This is a genomic window from Caballeronia sp. LZ008 (assembly GCF_031451435.1).
Lineage (GTDB): Bacteria > Pseudomonadota > Gammaproteobacteria > Burkholderiales > Burkholderiaceae > Caballeronia > Caballeronia zhejiangensis.
This window is the reverse complement of the sequence record NZ_JARUXK010000009.1, coordinates 1-24,971: the sequence shown is the minus strand read 5'-3', so window position 1 is coordinate 24,971 and position 24,971 is coordinate 1. Positions and strand designations below refer to the sequence as shown.

Annotated in this window: 23 protein-coding genes; 14 read left to right on the top strand and 9 right to left on the bottom strand. The window is 61.1% G+C overall.

What is annotated here, in order from left to right:
• The 7 genes from QCE49_RS33360 to QCE49_RS33330 all read left to right on the top strand — a co-directional run.
• Positions 1–136: citrate/2-methylcitrate synthase (locus QCE49_RS33360; protein WP_409017631.1), on the top strand; the 136-nt coding region annotated here is incomplete at its 5' end.
• 186 nt (positions 137–322) lie between these two features.
• A complete protein-coding gene (acnD, locus tag QCE49_RS33355; protein WP_008345873.1) occupies positions 323–2,920 on the top strand; it encodes a Fe/S-dependent 2-methylisocitrate dehydratase AcnD in 2,598 nt (865 codons plus the stop codon).
• Between the two features lie 24 nt (positions 2,921–2,944).
• Positions 2,945–4,138, top strand: a complete 1,194-nt coding sequence (gene prpF / locus QCE49_RS33350) for a 2-methylaconitate cis-trans isomerase PrpF (protein ID WP_250437806.1) — start codon at positions 2,945–2,947, stop codon at positions 4,136–4,138.
• Positions 4,139–4,324: 186 nt separating this feature from the next.
• Positions 4,325–4,561 carry a hypothetical protein gene (locus QCE49_RS33345; RefSeq protein ID WP_175982216.1) on the top strand — a complete coding sequence of 79 codons (237 nt, stop codon included), beginning with the start codon at positions 4,325–4,327 and terminating at the stop codon, positions 4,559–4,561.
• 207 nt (positions 4,562–4,768) lie between these two features.
• Positions 4,769–5,218, top strand: coding sequence for a DUF2231 domain-containing protein (locus QCE49_RS33340; RefSeq protein ID WP_309806851.1), 450 nt, complete (start codon positions 4,769–4,771; stop codon positions 5,216–5,218).
• Positions 5,211–6,524 (top strand): sorbosone dehydrogenase family protein, encoded by a 1,314-nt coding sequence (locus tag QCE49_RS33335; protein WP_250460627.1) that lies wholly within the window; start codon positions 5,211–5,213, stop codon positions 6,522–6,524. The genes QCE49_RS33340 and QCE49_RS33335 overlap by 8 nt, the downstream gene beginning before the upstream one ends.
• 107 nt (positions 6,525–6,631) lie before the next feature.
• On the top strand, positions 6,632–7,078 hold the full coding sequence (locus QCE49_RS33330) for a DUF2501 domain-containing protein (protein ID WP_250460625.1): 447 nt from the start codon (positions 6,632–6,634) through the stop codon (positions 7,076–7,078).
• 46 nt (positions 7,079–7,124) lie between these two features.
• Here the strand turns inward: QCE49_RS33330 and QCE49_RS33325 are convergent, their stop codons facing one another.
• The gene (locus QCE49_RS33325) at positions 7,125–7,478 is read right to left on the bottom strand and encodes an H-NS family nucleoid-associated regulatory protein (RefSeq protein WP_008345885.1); all 354 of its coding nucleotides are present in this window, start codon (positions 7,476–7,478) and stop codon (positions 7,125–7,127) included.
• Positions 7,479–8,115: 637 nt separating this feature from the next.
• Between QCE49_RS33325 and QCE49_RS33320 the strand changes: the two genes are divergently transcribed.
• Positions 8,116–8,484: an NUDIX hydrolase gene (locus tag QCE49_RS33320; RefSeq protein WP_008345887.1), complete on the top strand. Its 369-nt coding sequence runs from the start codon at positions 8,116–8,118 to the stop codon at positions 8,482–8,484.
• A gap of 21 nt (positions 8,485–8,505) precedes the next feature.
• Here the strand turns inward: QCE49_RS33320 and QCE49_RS33315 are convergent, their stop codons facing one another.
• The 5 genes from QCE49_RS33315 to QCE49_RS33295 all read right to left on the bottom strand — a co-directional run bounded on the left by QCE49_RS33315 (position 8,506) and on the right by QCE49_RS33295 (position 11,949).
• Entirely contained in the window at positions 8,506–9,219 is a 714-nt protein-coding gene (locus tag QCE49_RS33315; RefSeq protein WP_250460624.1) for a GGDEF domain-containing protein, read from the bottom strand.
• A gap of 2 nt (positions 9,220–9,221) precedes the next feature.
• Complete coding sequence (locus tag QCE49_RS33310) at positions 9,222–9,617, bottom strand: DUF1987 domain-containing protein (protein ID WP_008345890.1); 396 nt, start codon at positions 9,615–9,617, stop codon at positions 9,222–9,224.
• 18 nt (positions 9,618–9,635) lie between these two features.
• Entirely contained in the window at positions 9,636–10,199 is a 564-nt protein-coding gene (locus QCE49_RS33305) for a SiaB family protein kinase (RefSeq protein ID WP_008345892.1), read from the bottom strand.
• Positions 10,200–10,211: 12 nt separating this feature from the next.
• Positions 10,212–11,327: a SpoIIE family protein phosphatase gene (locus QCE49_RS33300; RefSeq protein WP_250437800.1), complete on the bottom strand. Its 1,116-nt coding sequence runs from the start codon at positions 11,325–11,327 to the stop codon at positions 10,212–10,214.
• Between the two features lie 283 nt (positions 11,328–11,610).
• On the bottom strand, positions 11,611–11,949 hold the full coding sequence (locus tag QCE49_RS33295) for a cupin domain-containing protein (protein ID WP_250460622.1): 339 nt from the start codon (positions 11,947–11,949) through the stop codon (positions 11,611–11,613).
• A gap of 158 nt (positions 11,950–12,107) precedes the next feature.
• Here QCE49_RS33295 and QCE49_RS33290 point away from each other — a divergent pair, with 158 nt between their 5' ends.
• Positions 12,108–16,058: a chemotaxis protein CheB gene (locus QCE49_RS33290; protein ID WP_250460620.1), complete on the top strand. Its 3,951-nt coding sequence runs from the start codon at positions 12,108–12,110 to the stop codon at positions 16,056–16,058.
• 3 nt (positions 16,059–16,061) lie between these two features.
• Here QCE49_RS33290 and QCE49_RS33285 read toward each other — a convergent pair whose 3' ends face one another.
• Positions 16,062–16,703 carry an ATP-grasp fold amidoligase family protein gene (locus tag QCE49_RS33285; RefSeq protein WP_235366241.1) on the bottom strand — a complete coding sequence of 214 codons (642 nt, stop codon included), beginning with the start codon at positions 16,701–16,703 and terminating at the stop codon, positions 16,062–16,064.
• Here QCE49_RS33285 and QCE49_RS33280 point away from each other — a divergent pair.
• From QCE49_RS33280 to QCE49_RS33265, 4 genes are all read left to right on the top strand, one after another.
• Positions 16,602–17,048, top strand: a complete 447-nt coding sequence (locus QCE49_RS33280) for a hypothetical protein (RefSeq protein ID WP_250442169.1) — start codon at positions 16,602–16,604, stop codon at positions 17,046–17,048. The genes QCE49_RS33285 and QCE49_RS33280 overlap by 102 nt on opposite strands.
• A gap of 414 nt (positions 17,049–17,462) precedes the next feature.
• Entirely contained in the window at positions 17,463–18,707 is a 1,245-nt protein-coding gene (locus tag QCE49_RS33275) for a hypothetical protein (protein ID WP_250460618.1), read from the top strand.
• Positions 18,708–19,030: 323 nt separating this feature from the next.
• The gene (locus QCE49_RS33270; protein ID WP_309806850.1) at positions 19,031–20,293 is read left to right on the top strand and encodes a glycosyltransferase family 4 protein; all 1,263 of its coding nucleotides are present in this window, start codon (positions 19,031–19,033) and stop codon (positions 20,291–20,293) included.
• 396 nt (positions 20,294–20,689) lie between these two features.
• The gene (locus QCE49_RS33265; RefSeq protein ID WP_008345906.1) at positions 20,690–21,928 is read left to right on the top strand and encodes a glycosyltransferase family 4 protein; all 1,239 of its coding nucleotides are present in this window, start codon (positions 20,690–20,692) and stop codon (positions 21,926–21,928) included.
• Between the two features lie 31 nt (positions 21,929–21,959).
• On the opposite strand, the gene QCE49_RS33260 is transcribed toward QCE49_RS33265, so the two are convergent.
• Both QCE49_RS33260 and QCE49_RS33255 read right to left on the bottom strand, forming a co-directional pair.
• On the bottom strand, positions 21,960–22,067 hold the full coding sequence (locus tag QCE49_RS33260) for a DUF3563 family protein (RefSeq protein ID WP_250460614.1): 108 nt from the start codon (positions 22,065–22,067) through the stop codon (positions 21,960–21,962).
• Positions 22,068–22,275: 208 nt separating this feature from the next.
• Entirely contained in the window at positions 22,276–24,069 is a 1,794-nt protein-coding gene (locus tag QCE49_RS33255; RefSeq protein ID WP_250460612.1) for a serine hydrolase, read from the bottom strand.
• Between the two features lie 312 nt (positions 24,070–24,381).
• Here QCE49_RS33255 and bfr point away from each other — a divergent pair, with 312 nt between their 5' ends.
• Complete coding sequence (bfr, locus tag QCE49_RS33250; protein WP_250442157.1) at positions 24,382–24,858, top strand: bacterioferritin; 477 nt, start codon at positions 24,382–24,384, stop codon at positions 24,856–24,858.
• Positions 24,859–24,971: the final 113 nt, after the last annotated feature.

Below are 24,971 nucleotides of genomic sequence, written 5' to 3'. Positions count from 1 at the left end.
CTTCGTGATCTCGCGCACGTCGGGATGGAGCGCGCACATCATCGAGCAACGCATCGACAACAAGATCATCCGGCCGAGCGCGAATTACACCGGTCCGGACAACCTCGAGTTCGTCCCGCTGGCAAAGCGTGCGTAAATCGCATCAGCCCTCTTTACGGTGATACGCGAGATCCGTGAAGAGCTTCGGCCCGTCGCCGCGCCGGCGGCGGGTTATTTTTGAAATCGGCGCCTAAAATAGCCCGGATTTCCAGTCGAAGGGGGCTTCCCCACAATACCTTTGAGCATGGCGCGCGAAAGACCATGCCATGACCGAGACACGGCGATGAACACTGCAAACCGCAAACCCCTGCCCGGCACCACACTCGATTACTTCGACGCGCGCGCAGCCGTCGAAGCGATCGCGCCCGGCGCTTATGACAAGCTGCCCTACACCTCGCGCGTGCTCGCCGAGAATCTCGTGCGCCGCTGCGATCCGGCGATCCTCGAACAATCGCTGATGCAGCTCGTCGAACGCAAGCGCGAGCGCGATTTTCCGTGGTTTCCCGCGCGCGTCGTCTGCCACGACATTCTCGGACAGACCGCGCTCGTCGATCTCGCTGGCCTGCGCGACGCGATCGCGGACCAGGGCGGCGATCCCGCGAAGGTGAATCCGGTCGTGCCGGTGCAGCTCATCGTCGATCATTCGCTCGCGGTGGAATGCGGCGGCTTCGATCCGGATGCGTTCGCGAAGAATCGCGCGATCGAAGACCGGCGCAACGAAGATCGTTTCGATTTCATCAACTGGACGAAGAAGGCGTTCAAGAACGTCGATGTGATTCCGCCGGGCAACGGCATCATGCATCAGATCAATCTGGAGCGCATGTCGCCGGTGATTCACGCGGTCGATGGCATCGCGTATCCCGATACGCTCGTCGGCACCGACAGCCACACGCCGCACGTCGATGCGCTCGGCGTCATCGCGATCGGCGTCGGCGGGCTCGAAGCGGAGAATGTGATGCTCGGCCGCGCATCGTGGATGCGTCTGCCGGATATCGTCGGCGTCGAGCTGACGGGCAAGCGTCAGCCGGGCATCACGGCGACCGATATCGTGCTCGCGCTCACCGAATTCCTGCGCAAGGAAAAGGTCGTCGGCGCGTATCTCGAGTTCCATGGCGAAGGCGCGTCGAGCCTCACGCTCGGCGACCGCGCGACGATCTCGAACATGGCGCCCGAATACGGCGCGACCGCCGCGATGTTCCATATCGACGAGCAGACGATCGAGTATCTGCGTCTCACGGGCCGCGACGACAAGCAAGTGAGCCTCGTCGAGCATTACGCGAAAACCGCTGGCCTGTGGGCCGATTCGTTGACGCACGCGGAATACGAACGCGTGTTGCGCTTCGATCTGTCGACGGTCGTGCGCAACATGGCGGGTCCCTCGAATCCGCACAAGCGCCTGCCGGTGTCCGAACTGGCGACGCGCGGCATCGCGGGCAAATGGGAAGAAACGCCGGGGCAGATGCCGGACGGCGCGGTCATCATCGCGGCGATCACGAGCTGCACGAACACCAGCAATCCGCGCAACGTGATCGCGGCGGCGCTCATCGCGCGCAATGCGAATGCGCAAGGTCTCACGCGCAAGCCGTGGGTAAAGTCGTCGCTCGCGCCGGGCTCGAAAGCGGTCGAACTGTATCTGCAGGAATCCGGTCTGTTGCCCGATCTGGAAAAGCTCGGCTTCGGCATCGTCGCGTTCGCGTGCACGACGTGCAATGGCATGTCCGGCGCGCTCGACCCGGCGATCCAGCAGGAGATCATCGATCGCGATCTGTACGCGACCGCCGTGCTGTCCGGCAACCGCAATTTCGACGGCCGCATTCATCCGTATGCGAAGCAGGCGTTTCTCGCGTCGCCGCCGCTCGTCGTCGCGTATGCGATCGCGGGCACGATCCGTTTCGATATCGAACGCGATGCGCTCGGCATCGGCAAGAACGGCCAGCCCGTGTATCTGAAGGACATCTGGCCGAGCGATGAGGAAATCGACGCCATCGTCAAACAAAGCGTGAAGCCCGAGCAGTTCCGTCGCGTCTACGAACCGATGTTCGCGTTGACCGCGCAAAGCGGCGAAGCCATCAGCCCGCTCTACGACTGGCGCGCGCAAAGCACCTACATTCGCCGTCCGCCGTATTGGGAAGGCGCGCTTGCAGGCGCTCGCACGCTCAAGGGCATGCGCCCGCTCGCGGTGCTCGGCGACAACATCACGACGGACCATCTCTCGCCGTCCAACGCGATTCTCGCGAACAGCGCGGCCGGCGAATATCTCGCGAAAATGGGCTTGCCCGAAGAGGATTTCAATTCGTACGCGACGCATCGCGGCGATCATCTGACGGCGCAGCGCGCGACGTTCGCGAATCCGACGCTCATCAACGAAATGGCCATCGTCGATGGTCAACAGAAGAAAGGCTCGCTCGCGCGCATCGAACCCGAAGGCCGCGTCACGCGCATGTGGGAAGCCATCGAAACGTATATGGAGCGCAAGCAGCCGCTCATCATCGTCGCGGGTGCGGATTACGGACAAGGCTCGTCGCGCGACTGGGCCGCGAAAGGCGTGCGTCTCGCGGGCGTCGAAGCGATCGTCGCGGAAGGCTTCGAGCGCATTCATCGCACGAACCTGATCGGCATGGGCGTGCTGCCGCTCGAATTCAAGCCGGGCGAAAATCGGCAGACGTTCGGCATCGACGGCACTGAAACCTACGACGTCATCGGCGAGCGCAAGCCGCGTGCTGATCTCACGCTCGTCATCCATCGTGCGAACGGCGAACGCGTCGAAGTGAGCGTGACGTGCCGGCTCGACACGGCCGAGGAAGTCTCGATCTACGAAGCCGGCGGCGTGCTGCAACGCTTCGCGCAGGATTTCCTGGAGTCGTCGAAAGAAGCGGCCTGACATTCAATCAAGGATACGAATCACATGGCACACGCACCTCAGATCAAGATCGCCGCGACCTACATGCGCGGCGGCACCAGCAAGGGCGTTTTCTTTCGCCTGAACGATTTGCCCGAAGCGGCGCGCGTGCCCGGCCCCGCGCGCGATGCGCTCTTTCTGCGCGTGATCGGCAGCCCGGACCCGTATGGCAAGCAGATCGACGGCATGGGCGGCGCGACGTCGAGCACGAGCAAGACGGTCATCGTCTCGAAGAGCGCGCGCGCCGGACATGACGTCGACTATCTCTTCGGCCAGGTCGCCATCGACAAGCCATTCGTCGACTGGAGCGGCAATTGCGGCAATCTTTCGGCGGCGGTCGGTCCGTTCGCGATCACGAGCGGCCTCGTCGATCCCGACCGCGTGCCGGATAACGGCATTGCAATCGTGCGCATCTGGCAGGCGAACATCGGCAAGACGATCATCGCGCATGTGCCGATGACCAACGGCGCCGTCCAGGAAACCGGCGACTTCGAACTCGATGGCGTGACGTTCCCCGCCGCCGAAGTGCAGCTCGAATTTCTCGATCCCGCCGCCGAGGAAGAAGGCGCGGAAGGCGCTATGTTCCCGACCGGCAATCTCGTCGACGATCTGCACGTGCCCGGCGTCGGCACCTTCAAGGCGACGATGATCAACGCGGGCATTCCGACGATCTTCGTGAACGCGGAGGACATCGGCTACAAGGGCACCGAGCTTCAGGACGCGATCAACGGCGACGATGCCGCGTTGAAGCGCTTCGAAACCATTCGCGCATACGGCGCGCTGCGCATGGGGCTCATCAAGAGCCTCGATGAAATCGCCAAACGGCAGCACACGCCGAAGATCGCGTTCGTCGCGCGTCCGGCGGAATACGTCGCGTCGAGCGGCAAGCGCATCGGCGCGGACGATGTCGACGTGCTCGTGCGCGCGATGTCGATGGGCAAGCTGCATCACGCGATGATGGGCACGGCGGCGGTCGCCATCGGCACGGCGGCGGCGATTCCGGGCACGCTCGTCAATCTCGCGGCGGGCGGCGGCGAGCGTCAGTCGGTGCGCTTCGGGCATCCGTCGGGCACGTTGCGCGTCGGCGCTGAAGCCGTCGAAGCGAACGGCGAATGGCAAGTGAAGAAAGCGATCATGAGCCGCAGCGCGCGCGTACTGATGGAAGGCCGCGTGTCGGTTCCCGTCGTCGCGCTGGATTGAGTGTCGGGCGCGCGCCGACATCGCGCGATCGAACTGTCGTTCGGAGTACGCCGTTATGCGTCGATAAATTCGAGCGAAACCGATGACCGGCGCGCTCTGCTTCGCTTGGCACAACCTGTGCAAAAGATCGAATGGCGACTCGTCCGTCGCCATTCAATTACTTTTATTTTTGCCGGGAGACCTGCCATGACCACTCTGACCATCACCGACCTGCCGTGCGTCGAAACGATGCATCGCAATGCGATGTCCGCCATTCGCGGCGGCATGCTGTATCTGACCAATCCCGATAGCAAGAAGCTTCCCGAGATGCCGAAGCTGCCCGATTCGTGGCCCGGCGCCGCGCTGCTGAAGGAGCTTCATCTTCCGCCGCCGCTGCCCGCGCTACCGTCCGCGCCTCCGCCGCTGGATCCGCGTCTGCTGTGAGCGGCCGACGATGTCGCACCGAGTTCGAGGTGCGACATCGATCGGAGCGCTTCTTACGTCGTCGATCACGCCGGACCTTCGCTTGAATCCTGTCGAAACAGGCACACCGTTTCATCTCTTCTCCTTTCAACGGTCAACAACGAAGTACGCGCGCGGGCATGCCGCATGCGCAAGGGCTAAAAACCACGCGCATTCGGAAGAGAAGCTATGTCCACTTCATCCGCCACTTCGAGACCTCCATCGAAATTCGCTCCGGCGATATTCGAATTGCTCGATCCCATTCCTTACGGGGTTTTTGTCGGCACGCTGATCTTCGACATCAGCTACGCCATCACGCGCAATGTGTTCTGGGGAAAAGGCGCGGCGTGGCTCGTGACGGCCGGTCTCATCATCGCCATCGTTCCGCGGCTGCTCAATCTCGGTCACGTATGGCTGCAAAAGCGGCGCGCGGTCTCGCGGATCGAACGAATCGATTTCTGGCTCAATCTGATCGCGATCGTCGCCGCTGTCGTCAACGCCTTCGTGCATAGCCGCGATGCCTATGCGATGGTTCCGGAGAACGTCATTCTCTCGGTCATCACCGTGGTGCTTCTGAGCATCGGTCATATCGCGATGGCCATGCACCGGCTCGTTCTCGCGGAGGCGGCTCATGAATAAGCGCATGATGATAGGCGCGCTCGCGATCGCATTCGCGGCATCGATGAGCGGATGCAACGAACACGCGCAGTACGATGCGCAACATCAGGCGGGCGAGAAGCCTCCACTGCCGGACGCACGCAACTTCTTCGCGCCGCCGATGCAGGTTCCCGAATACGTCGGCTGGCGCAACGGCGCGACGCCCAAGGTCGCGGAAGGATTGCGGATCGAAAAGATCGCGTCCGGTCTCGTGCATCCGCGTCAGGTCTACGCGCTGCCGAACGGCGATGTCCTCGTGGCCGAATCCAACAGCCCGAACGAGGAAGCGGTGACGACGCCCAAGCAACTCATCGCCGGATTGATCGCGAGCAAGTCGGGGAAAAAGGCGAAAGGCGCGAATCGCATCACGCTGTTGAGGAAAAGCGCGAGTGGCGAGTGGGAGCGGCATGTGTTCATCGATCAACTGCATTCGCCGTTCGGCATGCAACTGATCGGTGACACGCTCTATGTCGCGGATACCGACGCGATCCTCAAGTTTCCCTACAAGACGGGCGAAACGAGCATCGCCGAGCGCGGCGTCGAGCTGGCCGATCTTCCGGACACGATCAATCATCACTGGACCAAGGCCCTGCTCGCGAGCCCCGATGGCAAGAAGCTCTATGTCGGCGTCGGCTCGAACAGCAATGTCGGCGAGAACGGACTGGAGGTCGAATACCGGCGCGCCGACGTTCTCGAAGTCGACACGGCGACGGGCGCGAGCCGTATCTATGCAGCGGGCATTCGCAATCCGACCGGACTGCAATGGGAACCGAAGTCGAAGCAGCTCTGGGCAATTGCCAATGAACGCGATGAAAGCGGTGCGGACCTCGTCCCCGACTATCTGACTTCAGTAAAAGAGAATGCGTTCTATGGCTGGCCGTATAGCTATTACGGACAGCACGTCGATCCACGCGCGCAGCCGCAGCGCCCCGATCTCGTCGCCCGCGCGATTCCGCCCGATTACGCTATCGGTTCGCACGTCGCGCCGCTCGGGCTGGCGTTCTATACCGGCGGCAATCTGCCGGCGCAATATCGGGGCGGCGCGTTCATCGGCGAACATGGCAGTTGGGATCGCTCGCCGCTGAGCGGTTATGTCGTGTCCTACGTCGCATTCGAAAACGGCAAGCCTGTCGGCCCGCCGAAAGATGTCGTGACCGGCTTCACATCGGCGGATCAGAAAGAGCTATACGGCGCACCCGTGGGCGTGGCGCAGGATCGCGACGGCGGCCTTCTCATCGCCGATGACGTCGGCAATGTCGTATGGCGCGTCACGGGAACAGGTGGATGATTCGCGCTTGAATATCCGGTACTTTTCAACGAATCGAAACGCGCGCAGTCGATGCCGACCCGCGCGCGTTCATCGTCTATAGTGAGAGATCAAACCTCGGAGGCACCATGATCTTCTCAAGGCGTCATGTTCTGGCCGGCGGAATCCTGACTGCAGTCCTGCTTACCATTCCAGTAGCTCACGCTCAACTCGGCAATCTGCTCAATCAAGGTAAAGAGAGCAGCAGCGGCGGCGCACTCGACAACTTGAGCGGCCTGACCGGAGGCTTATCGATGGATTCGCTCACGTCGGGCAGCACGAGCAATGTCGCGGGCGTTATCGAATATTGCGTCAAGAACAACTATCTCGGCGGCAGTGCGTCATCCGTCAAGGACGGGCTGATGAGCAAGCTCGGCGGCTCGGGTTCCAGCGATTCAGGCTATACGAACGGCGCGAAAGGCATTCTGGATAGCGGCAACGGCAAGCAGCTCGACTTGAGCGGTGCGGGGCTGAAGGAACAAGTCACCAAGCAGGTCTGCGACAAGATTCTCGCTCAGGGAAAATCCCTTCTGTAGCGATCTTTTCTTGCCGCCGTGAGCGTGCCTGATCGAAGACTTCGCTTCAGGCCTCGTCGCCGAACAGCGCGGCTTGCGCGGCGGCTTTGGTCGTCTTCGTGGCGCGCGTGTCGGCGAGAAAATCATCGCGATTCTTTCCGACGATCCATTGCGGCGCGCGGCCGCGTCCGCTCCACGTCGCGCCGCCGATGGGATCGCGATACTTCGCTTCCCTGACCGGTTCCTGCGCTTTCGGCTTGCTGCCTGACAGCTCTTCCAGACTGATGCCGTACTGGCGCATCTTCTGCACGATTTCGATCAGCACCTGGCGCGTTTCGCGTTCCTTCGCTTCGGCCAGTTGCTTGTTCAGCGCGTCCTGTTTCGCCAGGAGTTCTGTGATTTCCGGTGTTGTGTAAGCCATTTCCTGATTCAATGTATGTGTATCGACAGCTCGCCGCATTGCCCTTGCGCCGATTCAGCCCGCCCAGCTTGTTCTGCACGGACGTCAACGCTTTGATGTTGCGACCGTGCCCGCCCTTGATAACGGGTCGAAAAATTCGAGCATAGGGAGAATACGCCAGTACAAAGCGCGGAGCATTCTGAAGGCGACGCGAAGCTGGGGAAAATCTTGCGCATCGCTCGTCGTAAATAGCTCTTTCGCTCTTTGCACTCCTTCCGCGATTACCGGCGTCGCCAGTGACGAGAAAGCACTGGCTATTGAGTTCGTTTTCGAGAGTGACGATCCGGCAGTACGCCGGTCGGCTTTGAAGAAAGTGGTTGGCCGTGGCAAAGGCCAGTCACCATCCCTATCCATTTCAATGCCTCGAGTTGAACAAAAAATCGCCTGGCTCAGACATTACCACAATGAACTGGCCGCATCGCATGTTTGTGACCGTTTGATGAAGCGATTTCCGCCTGTTGCGTGTACGCCGCCCGTGCTTTACGAGCTTGCCGAGTGAGTATGGTTCTGTATTAGCATACACAGCTAATCAGGCTCTGCCCGATTCGATGGCGCGTGAAGCGCGTCGAGAATACCTGGAAGTAAAAGGGAGACCGGTTTGAAGAAACGCGCCACCGTGATCTGTCGCAGAGGCAAGCGCATCCTTCTTGTCGCCCGCAGTCAGTCGAAGTGGGCCTTGCCGGGCGGAATACTCAAACGTGGAGAACATCTTTCGGATGCCGCACTGCGCGAGCTTCGGGAAGAAACGCGGTTATCGGGAAAGTCGGCCAAATATCTTTTCGACTTTCGCGGCAAGCAGAAACACCATCACGTGTTTTCCTGCGCAGTCCCGAATCGGGCAAAAGCTCGCCCGAGTAACGAAATATCCAAATGCCGCTGGGTTCATCTGGACGACATCGCGCGCCTGATAACCAGCGCGCCGACAAGCGATATAGTCAAACTTATGAATCAGCGACGCAGAAAGTAATCGTCAAGAGCGGATATACGCCTATTGATCGGCAACTTCCACGCGATCACGTCCGCTTCGCTTCGCACGATACAGCGCTGCATCGGCGAGGCCGTATGCGATGTCGAAGCCGGTTCCCGCCGCATTATTGCTGATGCCGAAGCTCGCCGTGATGCGTCGATCCACCGGCTCGACGACCAGCGTATCGCTAATTGCCTCACGCATGCGCTCGGCGAGCAGCGCGGCGCTGTGCGGTTCATGTCCGGGCAACAGCACGGTGAATTCCTCGCCGCCCACGCGTCCGATGAAACCCTGATCGCCCACGATGCGCCGCAGGCAATCGACGACGCCGAGAATCACCGCATCGCCGGTGGGATGCCCGAAGTCATCGTTGATCCGCTTGAACTCGTCGATATCGAGCACGATCATCGCCGCGCTCGTCGAGCGCAGCGCTTTCGTGGCCTGCTCGATGACGGCGCTGCGATTCAGCACGCCCGTCAGCGCATCGTGCGACGCGCGATGCGCCAATTGCTGCGCGAGCGTCTGCATCTCGCGCTCGGCGCGGTCGCTGCGGCCGATCAGACGCCGCGTTTCGCGCATGAGGCGCTCGAAATGATCGATGAGTTCCCCCAACGACCGGCGATATTCCGCGGCGCCTGCATCGGGCGCCGCGTGCATCGCGCGCGCCTTGTCCAGCGCCGCACTTTCGTTCTGGAACAGATCCGGCGTCGGATCGTCGGACGATGTCGATGGCATGCCTACCGTCCCGGATGAGCGATGAGACGGTCGGTGAATTCGATCGCGCGAAAATCGGCCTTCAGTTCTTCGCCGAACTCGGCGATGGTCTCGTCTTCCTCGTCGTGATACCAGTTCATCAATACGCGGCTGCCCGATTGCGCTGCCTGATCGAGCGCGTCGAACATGCTGAACAGCATCTTGGTGCTCGAGCTATTGAAGTAAGTCAGCGCGACGTCGATCGTGACGACGGCTCCGGCATGCTCGGCAAGATACTTGCGCATCTGCTCGATGACGGGCGCATAGAACGCGGCCGCATTCTCGGGATAGGACTCGCCCTTGAGCGACAACGCGTGCTGATCGAAACGCAAATCGACCTCGGGCGATGTCGTCGTGGCGGCAATATAAAAGTTATCCATGTTCTCGTGCCTTCCTGCTCAGATGATGGCCATAAGGCAAAACAGCGTGGTTCCGGGTTCGTCGGCACGCGGATGAAAAGCGAATTCGAGCGGCGCGCTCGCATCGCGCGCCATCGTCAGAAAACCCAGGCCGGCGCCTTTGCTGTCTTCGGGTGTATCCGAACGCAGCGATAGCTTGTACGCCTGTCTTATCTCTTCGAGCGACATGTTGCGAAGCGGCTCGAGCTTGTTACGCAGGCTTTCCACTTCGGCGGTCGCCATCGGATTGACGCATAACATGACGTGATGTTCGCCGTCCTTCGAGATGCATACGGCGCCCTCGCGTATCGCGCCTTCGTCTTCGCTGCCCTGCAAAAGCGCATTCGACGAGTAATGAACGATGTTCTGCGAAAGCTCGACAAACGAAGAGAAGAGCTTGCGGCGCGTCGGACCGCTCACGCCGGCGACTTCCAGTTGCAGCTTCACGACTTCGCCCATGGCCGCGACGATGTTATGCGAGAAATATCCCTTGTGATAGAAGAGAACATTGCGTCGCTGCGCCAGATCGAAAAAGGCGCTGTCCTGATCGAGTAGTTGAGACATGCTTTGAATTGACTAGATACGGGCACAAAAGAACGTGACATCGTCGCGGCGCGGCTGCACGCCTTGCCAATGCGCGAGCGCCTGCCGAACGTGCTCGCAGATCGTCCATGGCGACTCGCCGCGATGTGCGTGGATAACATCGAGAATGCGGCGCCGGCCGAAGGAAATGTTTCGCGGGCCGCCGATCTGATCCGTCAGCCCGTCGGTGCAAATGAAGATCAGGCTGCCGGCCGGAGCCGCAATCGCGCGCAGATTCCACGCGTAGTCCGCGCGGCTGTCGACATAACCTACGCCCATGCGATCGGCCGCGATGGTTTGGAACTCCGCCGCATCGGGCGGGAGAATATGCAGCGCGACGCGCGCGCCCGCGAAATGCAGCACGTTTTCCGAAGCATCGAGCCAGAAAAACGCGGTGTCGAGTCCGTCATTGGATTGATGCCCGGCGGCATCGCCGTTCACTTGCCCGAGCAAGCCCTTGACGTTGCGATTGACCGCCGCGAGCAACGCAGCCGGATCGCGCGGACCGATCTGCTCGATCGCCTTCGACAGCGACGCCGAAGCAAGCAAGGTCATGAACGCGCCGGGAACGCCGTGACCGGTGCAATCGGCCACCGCACCGAACCAGCCATGCGGGAACGCCGCGAAATGATAGAAGTCGCCGCCGACGACATCGCGCGGTTCCCAGACCATCGCGACATCGCGAAGCTGCGTCGACAATGTGTCGTCGGATGCGCGCAGCATGGCGCGCTGTATCACGCTCGCATATTCGATGCTCTGCATGATCTGGCGGTTCTTCTCCGCCTGCATTTGCGCGACCGCGCTCACGAGTTCGAGGCCGCTGCCCACGCCGGAGAACCGTCCGCCGCGCGTGACGATGAAACCATCGACGAGCGCCTTTTCGCCGGCATCGACGGTTCTGAATGCGAGGGTTTCGATGCTCACGTCCGCTTCGACGATCAGCGGCTCCTTGTCCATGAACGCGATGCAACTCTTCTTGTCGTAAAGCTCGCGATGAAAAGGCTTGCTCATCTGCGACATGAAGATATCGCGGTTGATCAGCCCAATTGGGCGCAATCCTTCGATCACGGCCAGGCTTCCCATGTCGCGGCGCGCGGAGAAGATTTCCATCACCAGTGCATTGGAGCCCTCCGCGTCGACAAAGGGGACTTCCCTGCAAAGATCGCCGGCAGTACGAAGATCTCTCTGCCCGGAAAAACCGCGAAAGCTCGAGAACGCTGAGTGCATGACAACGCTGGCCGATGTATGAAGAAACAGTGCACGCTAAGGCTTCTTCATGAACTTTCGGTGACAAGACGCAGCGTCATTCGCCTCATTGTTGCGAAAGCGTTAAAGCGGCCAAATGCAAACGTTTGCCGCCTGTTCCGCGCTGAAACACGATCATTTTTTGTTTTCAGGCCCGGCGTTCGTGATAGATCGCGAGCCATACGGTCGGCTCGACGGCATCCGTCCATGCGACGCGATGCCGGCAATGCGGTTCGATCAGCACATGATCGCCGGGACGCATTTCGAGCAGCGTCGAATCCTCTTCGAATTCGAGCGCGGCCGCGCCCGACAGCAGCACGACCCATTCGGCGCGCGAGTCGTCGTACCAGAATCCTTCGGGGCTCGCGTGCCCCATCGACACGATCCGCTCCACGTTCAGACGCTCTCCGGTGACGAGCATGTCGACACGCTCCTCATTGCCGCGCTTCGCTTCGAAGCTGAAAAGATTACCAGTCTGGATTTGCATGGCTCGACCTCGGTATTGAAACGAACTTGCCGTTCTATCGTGCCCGAGATACGCCGATCGAGCGATCGGAAAAAATACGCGAGTCGAATGGGCGTCGAATTGGCTTCGCACATTCGTGCTAGCCTGAAAGACGGATCTTTCATCGCGAGGAGTGGCGCGTGCAGATTTCCGATCCGACATCGCAGTCCCGGCTGGAGCAGATTCCGGAGTCCGCCTTCGATCTCATCGTCATTGGCGCGTCGGCGGGCGGGCACATGGCCACGGCCAGTCTCGTCGACGGCCTGCCGAAAGACTTGCCGCTCACGGTCGTGCTGATGATGCACCTGCCGCCCGAAGCAACACTATGGGTCTTCGAACGACTCGCGTATCCGGTCGAATGGATCACCGCCGGCTCGCGCATCGGCGGGCGCAGGCTGATGGTCGCCCCGCCGCACGCCTTCGTGGAATTGCTGCCGGACGGTTCCTTCGTGCTGTCGCCGTGTCCCGGCGGCGCGATCGAACGGCCGATCGACCGGCTCTTCGAATCCGTTGCGCGCAGCTTCGGCCCGCGAGCGATCGGCGCGATCCTGACGGGCCTCGGCCGCGACGGTTCGGTGGGCGCGAACGCGTTGCGCGCCGCCGGCTGCCGCCTGATCGTGCAGAGTCAGGCGAGCGCGGAATATCCGCAAATGCCCGCAGCCGCCATCGCCACGGGCGCGGCGGACATGGTGGTGCCGCTCGACGACATTGGTCAGGTCATCGGCGAGATCGTCTGCGGAACGCCACAGCCGCGCATGCGCTCGGAGCTGCGCGCCATCAACCGCACGTTCGGCGATGCCGGCGAGATCGCGCATCTGGCGCGAGAGATCGACTGGTGCCGCACGCCGCTCGGATGCGTGCTCGGCTGGCCTGCCGAACTGCAGCTTACCGTACGCACCGCCATCGATTCACCGCAGGCGATGTCGATCCTGTGGGGCTCCGATCTGATTCAGATCTACAACGACCGCTGGCGCGTCTTCCTCGGCGCGAAGCATCCGCTCGCCCTCGGCCGGCCCGCGCACGAGACGTGGCCGGAGGTCTGGACGGACGTGCTCGGACCCATCGCCAAGGGCGTTCTGACTCACGGCGAGGCGGTCGCGGGCGAAGATTTCCCGATCATGATCGACCGGCACGGCTTCGTGGAGGAAGTTTTCGTCACGTTCTCGTACTCGCCCATCCGCGATGTGCAAGGCCGCGTGCTCGGCGTGCAGAACACGGGCTGGGAGACGACGCGCAACGTCGTCGCCGAACGCCGCACGCGCGCATTGCACACGCTCGCGAAGGCGCTTGCCGACGCCTTGTCGCGACGCGAAGCCTGCGAACGCGCCGCCGCCGCGCTCGCCAGCGCGCCGGCGGATTTGCCGTTCGCCCTGATCTATCTGTTCGACGAAACGGGCCAGCAGGCGAGCCTTGCGGGAGCGGCCGGTCTCGAGGCCGGCTGCGCGGCTGCGCCCTACACGCTCTCGATGAACGTCCGGGACGACGGAAGCTGGCCGATGTCCGCGGCGTTGGCGGCGTCGAGATCCGGCGTGCTGACGGGCTTCGCCGTCGACGATCTCGACTGCCGCTTTCCCGGTCTCGAGGCGCCCGTCACGGCGCCCCGGCGCAGCCAGCGCCCGACGCGCGCGCTGATCATACCGCTCGGCACCGCGACGCGAGCCCGGCCGCTCGGCGTCCTGATTCTCGGTCTCAGCCCGCATCGGCCTCAGGACGAAGCGCACGCGCACTTCATCGATCTCGTCGTTCAGCAAGTCAGCGCGGGAATCGGCGACGCGCTCGCCAATGAACTGGAGCGCGAGCGGCTGGCGCGGCTCGCCGAAATCGATCGCACGAAGACCGAGTTCTTTTCAAATGTGAGCCACGAATTCCGCACGCCGCTCACGATGATGCTCGCGCCGCTCGACGAGCTGCTCCGCCAGCATCCGTCGCTGCCGGAGAAGGCCGCCGCGAACGTCGTGGTCGCGTCGCGCAATGCACGCCGCCTCTTGCGGCTCGTGAACAGCCTGCTCGATTTCTCGGCCATCGATGTTCAGGGACGGCCCGCCGTCGCGCCGATCAATCTCGGCCGGCTCACCGCGGATATCGTCAGCGCGTTTTCCGGCGCGATCAAGGCGGCGGGACTCGATTGCCGCGTCGCCATCGACATGGACATGCCGCACGTGCCGGTCAACGTCGAAATGTGGGAGAAGATCGTCTCGAACCTCATTTCGAACGCACTCAAGTTCACGTTCGAAGGCCATATCAGCGTTCGCCTCAAGGCGATCAGGCTGCATGCGGAACTGGAAGTCATCGATACCGGCGTCGGCATTCCGGCGTCGGAGCTGCCGAACGTCTTCACGCGCTTTCATCGCGTGCAGAAATCCCGCGCGCGCACGGCGGAAGGCGCGGGCATCGGTCTCGCGATCGTGAAGGATCTCGTGCAGCGTCTGGGCGGGCAAGTGTCCGTGCGCAGCGAGGAGCATTCCGGCACCACGTTCCAGGTCTGGATTCCGTTGACTTCGCGCCTCGAAACGATCGAGCGCCCGGACCTGAGCGGGCGCGAGCCGGCGCTCGCCGCACTGCTGGCCGATGAAGCGGCACGCTGGCTTCGGCCGAACGGATCGCTCGAGGACGATGACCTCGTCGAGTTGAGCGCGGCCACGGGACCGAAACGCGGCCGTGTGCTGGTTGTCGACGACAATGCGGATGTTCGCGAGCATCTGCAACGTCTGCTCGGCGCGCGCTGGGAAGTGGACGTCGCGCCCGACGGTACGCTCGCGCTTGCTCAGGCGCATCGGCACCGGCCCGAGCTGATCCTCGCGGATGTCATGATGCCCGGCATGGACGGCTTCGCTCTATTGCGCGCGATACGCGAGGACGATGCGCTCAGGGACACGCCTGTCATCCTTCTCACGGCCTACGCCGGCGAAGACTCCGCGATCAAGGGGCTCAAGGCCGGCGCGGACGACTATGTCGCGAAGCCGTTTTCCGCGCGCGAGCTGCTGGCGCGCGTCGAAGGGCAGATCGAGCTGTCACGCTCGCGCTTACGCACGCGGGAAGTCAACGCGTTTCTGGTGCGCTTCTCGAACGCGGCGCGCGATCTGACCGATCCGCAAAGCATGATGCACCTGGCTTGCCGGATGGTCGCGGGGCAACTGGACACCGAGCAGGTCGAGTGGCTGCCGATCGAAGACTGCGCGACCTGTGAGCCATTCGCGTCGGCGTACGAGCGAGGCCAGTCGGTCGTCATCAGCGATACGCAGGCCGATCCGCGTCTGTCCGCGACGATCAGGCAGAGCCTTGCCGAAGACGGCATCGGCGCGGCTGTTTTCGTCCCGGTGATGGCCGAAGGCCGCTTGCGCGGGCTTCTTCGCGTGACGCAACGCACGTCCCGCCGCTGGATGCCGGAGATGGTCGCGCTGGTCGAAGGCGTTGCGGGCCGTTGTTGGGCCGAGGTCGAGCGCGCCCGTTCGGCGGACGCGCTGCGCGACGCGCTAGAACACGAATCCGCGCTGCTCATGGAACTGAGGCGCCGGGTACGCGGCATCATCGCCGAGATCATCTCGATCAACGCGCGCACCGCCGATGGCGCGGGAAGCGTCGAACGCCATGCGTCGCTCATGAACGGGCGGCTGCAAGCGCTCGCGCGCATCGAGCAAGCACTTGCCGATGGACTGAACGTCGAAGTGGATCTGCACGACATCGTGCGTCTCGAGATCGATGCGCTGGGCGAAACGAACGGCAAGTTCGATATCGACGGAGAGCATGCCGCGCTTTCATCGGAAGCCGCCGAGACGATGACGATGATCGTCCACGAGCTCGTCGTCAACGCACTGGAATACGGCGCGCTTTCGGCGGATGGCGGAGTCGTGACGATTCGTTGGGCGCGCGTCGACCGAAGCGGCGCGACGTGGCTCTGCTTCGACTGGACCGAACATGGCGGGCCCGTGCTCGACGCGTCGGCGAACGTTCGACGACGCGGCTTCGGCACGGAGATGATCGAACGCAAGGTCGCCGACGAGCTCAATGGAAGCGGCCGGCTGGAGATCGGGCGGAACGGCGCGCGATGTCACATCGAGTTTCCGCTGGGCGACACGCGCGGCCGGCCGTGAACGTTACATGAGGCTTCCCCACTCGTAGTCCACCTTGTCGGGATGCAGCGCGAACATGCCAGCGCCCGGCGTGAACGTCAGCTCGCCGAAGTAAATCCGGTCTTTCGCATCGTACAGATCGACGCGCACGAATTCGAAATCGCTCGACAGCTTTCGCGCGATCGAAACGAGCGCATCCAGATTCGCCGGTCGCGGAGCCGGAGTCGGGCTGCGCGGATAGTGGCCCATGCCGATATCGAGAAGATTCCAGTCCGCGTCGTACATGTCGCCGCGCGGGCTTCCGAAACGATCCGAAATAACGAGGATGAATATCTTCGGATCGCCCGACTGCTTGTTGAAGACATGAAACTTCAGATCCGGCGGGACCTTTCCATCTTCTCCGGTAAGAAGTGCCTCGAAGAAAATGCGCCGCTCGATGGTTCGGTAATGTCGTTCGCGTGCAATCGCATAAAAGTCGGTCGATAACCAGCTTTTCGCCATTGCATCGAGTTTCTCGAATGACGTTTCGTTCTTGTCGCGCACGACATGCACGAATCCGCTGCCGTGATTCGCCTTCATGACGAAGGATTGGGGAAGCGCATCGAAAACACTTCTCGTGAAATCGGATGGTTCAGCAACCAGCGGCACGAGATACTCGCTGCCGATCTTTTCCGCAACGTATTCACGTACTTTCAGCTTGTCGCTGAGGTCGCCGAAGCGTGGATCGGGTTCGAGGCAGCGCCGCAGGATTTTTTCATTGAATGTCGTCGGATTGCGCAGCTTTGGAAATCGTCCGATCCGGCGACGATGATAAATGGTCAAGTACAGGTTATCGGGCAACCAGTCCCTTACGCTGTGAAACAACGTCTTCGAGAGAGTCATTTACTCCCCTCCTTTATTCTGTACGTCAGACGAAACCCCGTCCGCCCCTTTCTCCGGCCGCGCGTTAAATGCGAACCGAATTTCGCCACGGCGCTGTTCATTGCCGTCGGCACTTCATCGAAACCTTGATTTTCTGCTGAATCGTGGACTGCACGTATGTACGCGAACGCACACACCCGAAAACCACGGTGTCAGAACACGTTTCCAAAAGTTGCTTTGCTTGCGACGACATTTCTTCGACGTTAAATTTCCTCGGGCCGGCGAATCAGATAACCGGACCGGTTTCTCTCTTTCGATGAGTCGCTGGACTTCACCGACGCAAGTCAGACCATAACGCATCCGGTCGATAGACGAGCGTCGTAGCGACAGGCGTCAACATTTGCGTCAATCGTATCGAGACCGTCTCCACGAGCAAGCGCGTTTCTTGCATCGAGAGCGGCTCGCGATGCTTCCGATGCCGGATGCACGCCACGCATGCGTCGCGCATGCGGCCGCAGTGCAACCCGCAACACCTTCAGAAATCCTTAGGGGCGGAGTCGACACATGCTCAAAGAGAAACAGATGAACACGCGCTGGATGACAAGCGCACTCGCGGCCGCAGCGCTCGCATTGCTCGCCGCTTGCGGTGGCGGCGGCGGTTCGGGCAACGGATCGAGCTCGCCCACGAGCTCGGGCGAAGGCGGTGCAAGCTCACCGGGCGGCGCGAGCGCACCCTCCGGCGCGAGCACGCCTTCGACGACGACCGGCACGCCGACGCTCGCCGCCGCGACTGCAGTCGTCGATGGTACGACGATCGGCGCATCGCAATGGAGCGACGGCTCTACATCGACGGGCGGCACCGGCCAGGCCGTCGCCAATCTGAACTGCACGGTCGCCGGCAATAAATACAGCTATTCACATCTCTCGATTTATCAAAACGGTAAGCAACTCTCGTTGCCGGCGAACGTCGGATACGTGAAGCCGACCATGGCGAAGCAGACGGGTTGCGTGTATCCGGTCCACACCGTCGATGCCTCGGGCAAGATCCGCATGGACGTGACATCGAATGCGTCTTACACGCTCGGGCAGTTCTTCTCCGTCTGGGGTCAGCCGCTCAGCACGACCAACGTGGCGGGCCTCGCGGGCAATGTGACCGCGTGGGTGAACACGGGCGGCACGCTCACCAAATACACCGGCGATCTTTCGAGCCTCGTGCTGCCGGACAAGGGCGAAGTGACGCTCGTCATCGGCGCGACGCCGACGCAGATCGCGACCTATACGTGGACCGATCCGCCGCCGTTCACGTCGACGGTGACGACGCTCAGCTACGGCGGCCTGGTGGGCAATCTGTACTTTACCGATGGCAATACGGCGACGGGCGGCACCGGCGCGCCGGTCGATGGCCTGATCTGCGCGGCGGGCATGGCCGAGACGTTCCACGTTCACTCGCACGTCGCCATCTTCAAGGACGGGCAGTGGCTCGCGTTCCCGAAGAATGTCGGCATCTTGTCTTCGTGTAACTATGAAACGCACACGCATGACAACACCGGCATCATTCATATCGAAACGCCGAACTTCAAGGACTTCACGCTCGGCCAGGTATTCGATGTCTGGGGCATGCCGCTTTCGAGCACGAACGTTGCGGGCATCACCGGCGACATCGTCGTCTATATCAACGATAACGGCGACGTGCGGCGCTACACGGGCGATCCGCGCAACATTCCGCTGACGTCCCTGCGGGATATCACGTTCCAGATCGGCAAGCCTTTGACCACGCTTCCGACTTATTCGTGGTACGAGCCGCAGTAACGACAGCATGAACGCCGCGGTTCAGGCCGCGGCGTTCGATCACTGCCCGCATTCCTCTTTCTTTCAACACCCAATGTCATCGGCGTCTATGTTCGGCACCACATTGAACGCCGGTGCACAAGCTGCTATGTTTTCCGCATCGCAGTCGAGCCGAAATGCGCTCGCGCGAGTATCTGTCATGGCAGAGACAAGCACGGCTCGACGATTCTTTAAACACGACGTTAGCTCGCCGTCGAGTATGATGATTTCAATACCTGCCTTGTCTTCCGGGGTTTTTCCGTCGTTTGACCGATCGTCGAACCCTGAGAGCGTTACGCTCTGCCGTGTCTTTGCATAGGCTTTTCCAAGGGGACTTCGTCGTCGTGAAGATACTGATCGTGAACACACTCTATTTTCCGGATGAACCCGGAGGGGCCGAAGTATCTACGCGACTACTGGCCGAGGGTCTGGTCAGGGCAGGCATCGAAGTCTGTGTGGTCTGCGCGACCGGATCGGGTGTCGACCATGTGGACAACGTGAATGGTGTGAAGGTCTATCGGCTTCGCTCGGTCAATCTTTACTGGCCGCATCTGCGCGAGAAGCACGGCCGCGTCGCCAAGCTGATCTGGCATGCCATCGATGTCTATAACGTCATCATGTCGCGCAAGCTCGCGAGCATCATCGCGCGTGAAAAGCCGGACGTGATCAGCACCAGCAATCTGTCTTGCCTCTCTGTCGATATCTGGCGTCTCGCACGCAATGCCGGCGTGCCGATCGTGCATACGGCGCGCGATTACTATCTGATGTGTCCGACCGCGATCATGTTCTCGCATTCGAAGCCATGCCAGCGGCAGTGCGGCGTGTGCTCGGTGTATGCGCAGCCCAAGCGCATCGCGTCGGCGCGCGTCGCGGTCGCTGTCGGCGTGAGTCGCTTCGTGTTGCAAAAGCATCTGGAAAGCGGCTACTTTTCGCGTGCGTCGCGCACGGCGGTCATCTATAACGCGTGCGAATCGCTTGAAACTTCGACTGCGCCGCCGCGCACGCGCCGTTATACAGGCGGCCCCGTGCGACTCGGCATACTCGGGCGCGTGTCGCGGGAGAAAGGGCTGGAAGTGCTGCTCGAGCAATTGCTCGCGGACGATACGCTGCAATGGACGCTAGCCGTAGGCGGCCATGCGGATGCCGATTATCTTCAGGCGCTCAAGTCGAAGTACGACGATCCGCGCATCGAATATCTCGGCCGCGTGAAGTCGGACGCGTTCTACGACAGTATCGACATTCTCGTGGTGCCATCCATCTGGAATGAACCGTTCGGGAGGGTCACGGTCGAAGCGTATTCGCACGGCGTGCCGGTCGTCGGTGCAAACACGGGCGGCATTCCCGAAGTCATCGAGCCGCGCACGAATCTGGTGTTCGACATCGCGCAGCCCTCTTCGATCATCGGCAAGCTGCATGAAGCGGTGGCGTTGCTCGACGACCCGCGCGTGCACGAGCGTTTCCGCGACTATGCGCGGCGCTTCAACGTCGATGCGATGGTCGAGTCATATCGCGCGCTGTATGAAAGCGTGCTCGAAGAACAGGCGCTGCCACGCGCCGTATGTCCGTAACCTTGCCACGGTCCATATCGTTTTTGCTGCTGGCCACAAGGTAAAAATCGGGCTATCGATTCATAAGGAAGACGCAAAGCATGTAGGCAGCACGCAAATTGAAAAAACGCGATACCCCTTGCTTTCATGGGGTAAACTGGGCCGCACACCTTGCAGGATCAAAGTTCAGCTCGAACGACCGCACTCGATTTCCAATCCTGTCGTCGATCGGATCGAGGTGACGCGGCGCCAACTGTCAGCCATCAGCTCATACGCTGTAGAACCGGAGCCGCGACACATGAAGGGTCATCCGCCCCGTCACATCATCGGCAAGCGCTCAACAAGCTACGGCGCGCGCGAAGACTTTCGCACCGCCAAGCCGCCGGCTCGTAGTGATCTGCATCCTGTCCATACGCCGTGAAAGTACTGATCGCGAACACGTTATATTTTCCAGACGAGGTCGGCGGCGCCGAAGTTGCGACGCGACTCCTTGCCGATGGCCTCATCAAGGCAGGCATAGAGGTTTGCGTGGTCTGCGCGACCGGCACAGGCGACGATCGCAATGAAGTCGTCAACGGCGCGAAGGTCTATCGTCTGCGTTCGACCAATCTCTATTGGCCGCATGCGCCTGGCGAGCATTCCCGCGTCGCCAAGCTGATCTGGCACGCGATCGACGTGCGCAACACGTCGATGACGCGAAAGCTCGCCGAGATCATCGAGCGCGAGAAGCCGGACATCATTCATACTGCCAACCTCTCGTGTCTTTCCGTCGATGCATGGCGCGTCGCCAACAACGCGGGCGTGCCTATCGTACATACGATCCACGATTACTATCTGTTGTGCCCGACGGCGAGCATGCTCACGGCCGGCAAGCCCTGCGCGAGTCAGTGCGGCGTGTGCTCGCTGTATGCGAAGCCGAAGCAGATCGCATCCGCGCAGGTCAGCGTTGCGGTCGGCGTCAGCGATTTCGTCTTGCAGAAGCATCTCGAGAGCGGTTTTTTCTCGCGTGCGGCAAAGACGACCGTCATCAACAATTGCTATCAGCCGGCCATGGATTCCGTCGCGGCACAGCATTCGAGACAAGATGGAAACGCTCCATTGCGACTCGGCATGCTCGGGCGCGTGCTGCCTGAAAAGGGCGTCGAGTTGCTGCTGGAACAACTGCTCGCAGACCAGACGCTCGACTGGACACTCTCGATCGGCGGCACCGGAGATCAGGACTTCGTCGATTCGGTCAAGACGAAATACGCGGACCCGCGCGTGACTTTCCTCGGACGGGTCGATCCTTCGGATTTCCTGAGCAGCATCGATATTCTGGTGGTGCCGTCCGTGTGGAACGAACCGTTCGGGCTGGTCGTCCTCGAAGCGTATTCGCATGGCGTGCCCGTCGTCGGATCGAATATGGGCGGCATTCCCGAGATCATCGAGCCGCGTTCGAATCTCCTGTTCGACGTCGGCCGGCCCGAGACGTTGATCGACAAAATTCACGAGGCGACCGCCTTGCTCGACGATCCTTCTACGCGCGACCGGCTGCGTCAGCATGCGCGCAAATTCAGTCTCGATGCGATGATCCGCTCCTACGTCGAACTGTACGAAGGAATGGTCTGCCTCGAAGATCGAAAGCCGTGGCTCGCGACAGGACGTGAGGCGAATTGAGCCGCGGATGTTTCATGCGGGTCTTCGCGCATCAAAACGACATGCTGTAAGCGCGGTCTTCGTCTTCGACGTTACGCATGCGGCGTTCGAGATCGGCAAGATCGCCTGACGACGCGAGATAAGCGCTGTGCGAAAGCATGTCGGTACGGGAAACCAGAGCTTGCCGAGAAGATGCGAAAGCAGTGCGAACATGATGTGCTCCTTGTCGTGTAGGAGGCGGCGTTTGCCGTATCGCTTCACCGCCTGACGCAGCGCGCATGACGTTCGTTCGTCGAACCTGCTTCACATGCATCGCCGATGTGAAGCAGGTTACTTCCCGTGAATTAGCTTCGAATGAGTGCTTTCATTCAAGCCTTCGCGTAAATCGAGCTTCCGAGCGTCAGTGTCGTGCCGCCACTCGCTGACGCAAAGCGGATCTCATAGAGATCGCGACCGAAGTTACCAGGCACCTTGACCGACATGCCGCCGCGATCGTCCGAAAGCGGCACGAAGAGTTGATAGCGAAGGTCCGTGTTGCCGTACAGCACATAACCCGGCAGTTCGGGCAACGTGGTCAGGTAAGCCGGTTCGTTTCCATCGATGACGATCGGCACGGCCGTTGGCGAATCGTTCGTCAGGGTCCATTGCGTGTCCAAACGCTGCTGCCATGCGGTGTCGAGCGGCGTGAGCGCGGCGAGTTGCTGACCGACCGGCAGCGTGAGATACGCGTAACCCGCGCCTGGCACCACACGCTTCATCAGATAGCGATAGCTGTACGCGTGGCCGTTCTCATCGGTTCCGGAAGCGACCGTGAAGCGATACGAGGCGCTATCGCTGTTGCTCCACCACCATCCGTCACTGCGATACTGGTATGCGCCAAGCTGCGTCCACGCACGCTTCTTTCCATCCCACTGGTTCAATTGCAGGCTGCCGTCCGGATTCGCGATCACCTGGAATGGCGAGTCGGAATTGCCGTAGATACCGCCAGCCGTGACGATGTTCGGCGCCGATGCGGCCGATGGCGCCGTCGTGCTGATCTTGGCCGGCAGCGAGGCGATCGAGCCGTCCTCTTTCAGCGCGGAGAGCACGAGCGATTCGGCGATCTTGCGAGCGTCGTAGCCCGAATTGCCCGTGATCATCAGCGCGAGTTGCGCCTGTGGCACGACAAAGAACTCGCTCGAATAGAAGGCCGTTCCGCCGTCCTTTTCCCATCCGAGGACGCCTGCTGCATCGAGCGCCGGTTGCCTGATCGAGTCCCAGCCGAGTCCCCATTTCCATTCGGGCGACGGATTAATCAGGAGTCCGGTAGTTTGATCCGTGCCCATCTGCGCGATGCCCGCCGCCGATACTACGCGCTGCCCCTGAAACATGCCGCCGCCGATGATCATCTGCGCGAGATTCATCATGTCGCCGGGCGTGGAGCTCAACCCGCCCGTCGCATAGGCGTTGACGAATTCCTGATACTGCGTGCCGTTCGCAAACGGATACGAGAACGAGCCGCTGCTCGGCACGCTCGTTAGATAGCTGGAGTTCGTCATCTTCAGCGGCGCGAGGATGTTCGCTTCCACGAAGCTTGCGAAGCTCTGCCCTGTCATCGCGAGGACGATCTGCTCGATCATCGTGAAGCCGTCGTTGCAATACACGGCAAGCTCGCCGGGGTAATGCTTCAGATGCGTATTCGCGAGTTCGGCTTGCGTATCGGCTGCGTAGCCGGGAACCGGCGCGAACGTGAAGAGATTGCGCGAATTCGTGCCCGGCAGTCCCGACGAATGCGAGAGCAACTGGCGCGTCGTGATCTTCGCGTACTCGGGCGAGAGCATCGTGAATGTCGGGAGATAACGGACGATCGGCGTATCGAGCGTGATCAGTCCGCGATCCTGGAGGATCGTCGCTGCGAGCGCCGCAAACAGCTTGCTGACGGAGCCGATGTTGAAACGCGTCTGGGTCGTCGCCTTGGTTTGGTTCGGCACCGACGATACGCCGAACGCCTGCTGCCAGAACACGTTGCTGCCCTTGAGCATGGCCACCGATATTGCCGCGACGGGCTGCGTCGGATTGCCGATGGCCTGCTGGATTGCCTGCTGCCCCATGGCGACGGTTTGAGGATAGGACTGGGAGTCGGCGTTATCGCTGCCGCAGCCGGGAAGAAGTGTCGCGAGCATTCCGGCGCCGGCCATGCCGAGGAACTGCCGACGGCCCGTGCTCGCTATATTCGGGCTGAAGATTGAAGGGGCGCGGGTACGGTTCGATCGGGGCACGACGTCTCTCCTTGTTGTTATCTGCAAGGCGTACTCTGTGCGGCTCGTTCCTTTTGCGCTCGATTATAGGCATGAAAATCGCGCAATCGAGGGAAGTTTCCGCTACGCGGGCGGATGCGGCAGTGTCGCCACTAATGCGAATGAATCTCGTTGTCGGCTCGTCATCGCCGAACGTCTATTCTGAGTGTGTGGCAACGCGACCAGGCGGGAGACGGTATGCAAGGCGATTCGAAAGTGATTGACTACCTCAATGCCGAGCTGAAGAACGAACTGACGGCCGTGCATCAGTATCTTTTGCACGCGCGTCTCTATCAGCATTGGGGATTTGAAGAACTCGGCGCGCACGAATACGACGAGTCGATGGACGAGTTGACGCATGCTGACAAGCTGATCGAGCGAATCCTCATGCTCGATGGACTGCCGAATTTGCAGGATCTTCATGCGTTGGCCATTGGCAAGCAGACGCTCGAAGCTCTGCAGAACGACCTCAAGCTCGAGCAGGCGGCCCAAGCGCAATGCAAGGAGGGGATCGTCTATTGCGAATCGGTGCGGGACTTTGTCTCAAGAGGGATTCTGGTCGAACTGCTCGACGCTACCGAGGATCACATCGATTGGCTGGAGATTCAGATCGGCCTCATCGACAAAATCGGCATCGAGAATTATCAGCAATCGGCTATTCGCAAGCTGGCGTGAGATGCTTTGAAAATCCCAACGCAAAAACCCCACCTTTTGGGGTGGGGTTTTTGTTTGGAGCATGAGGAGCCTGACGATTACCTACTTTCACACGGGTATCCGCACTATCATCG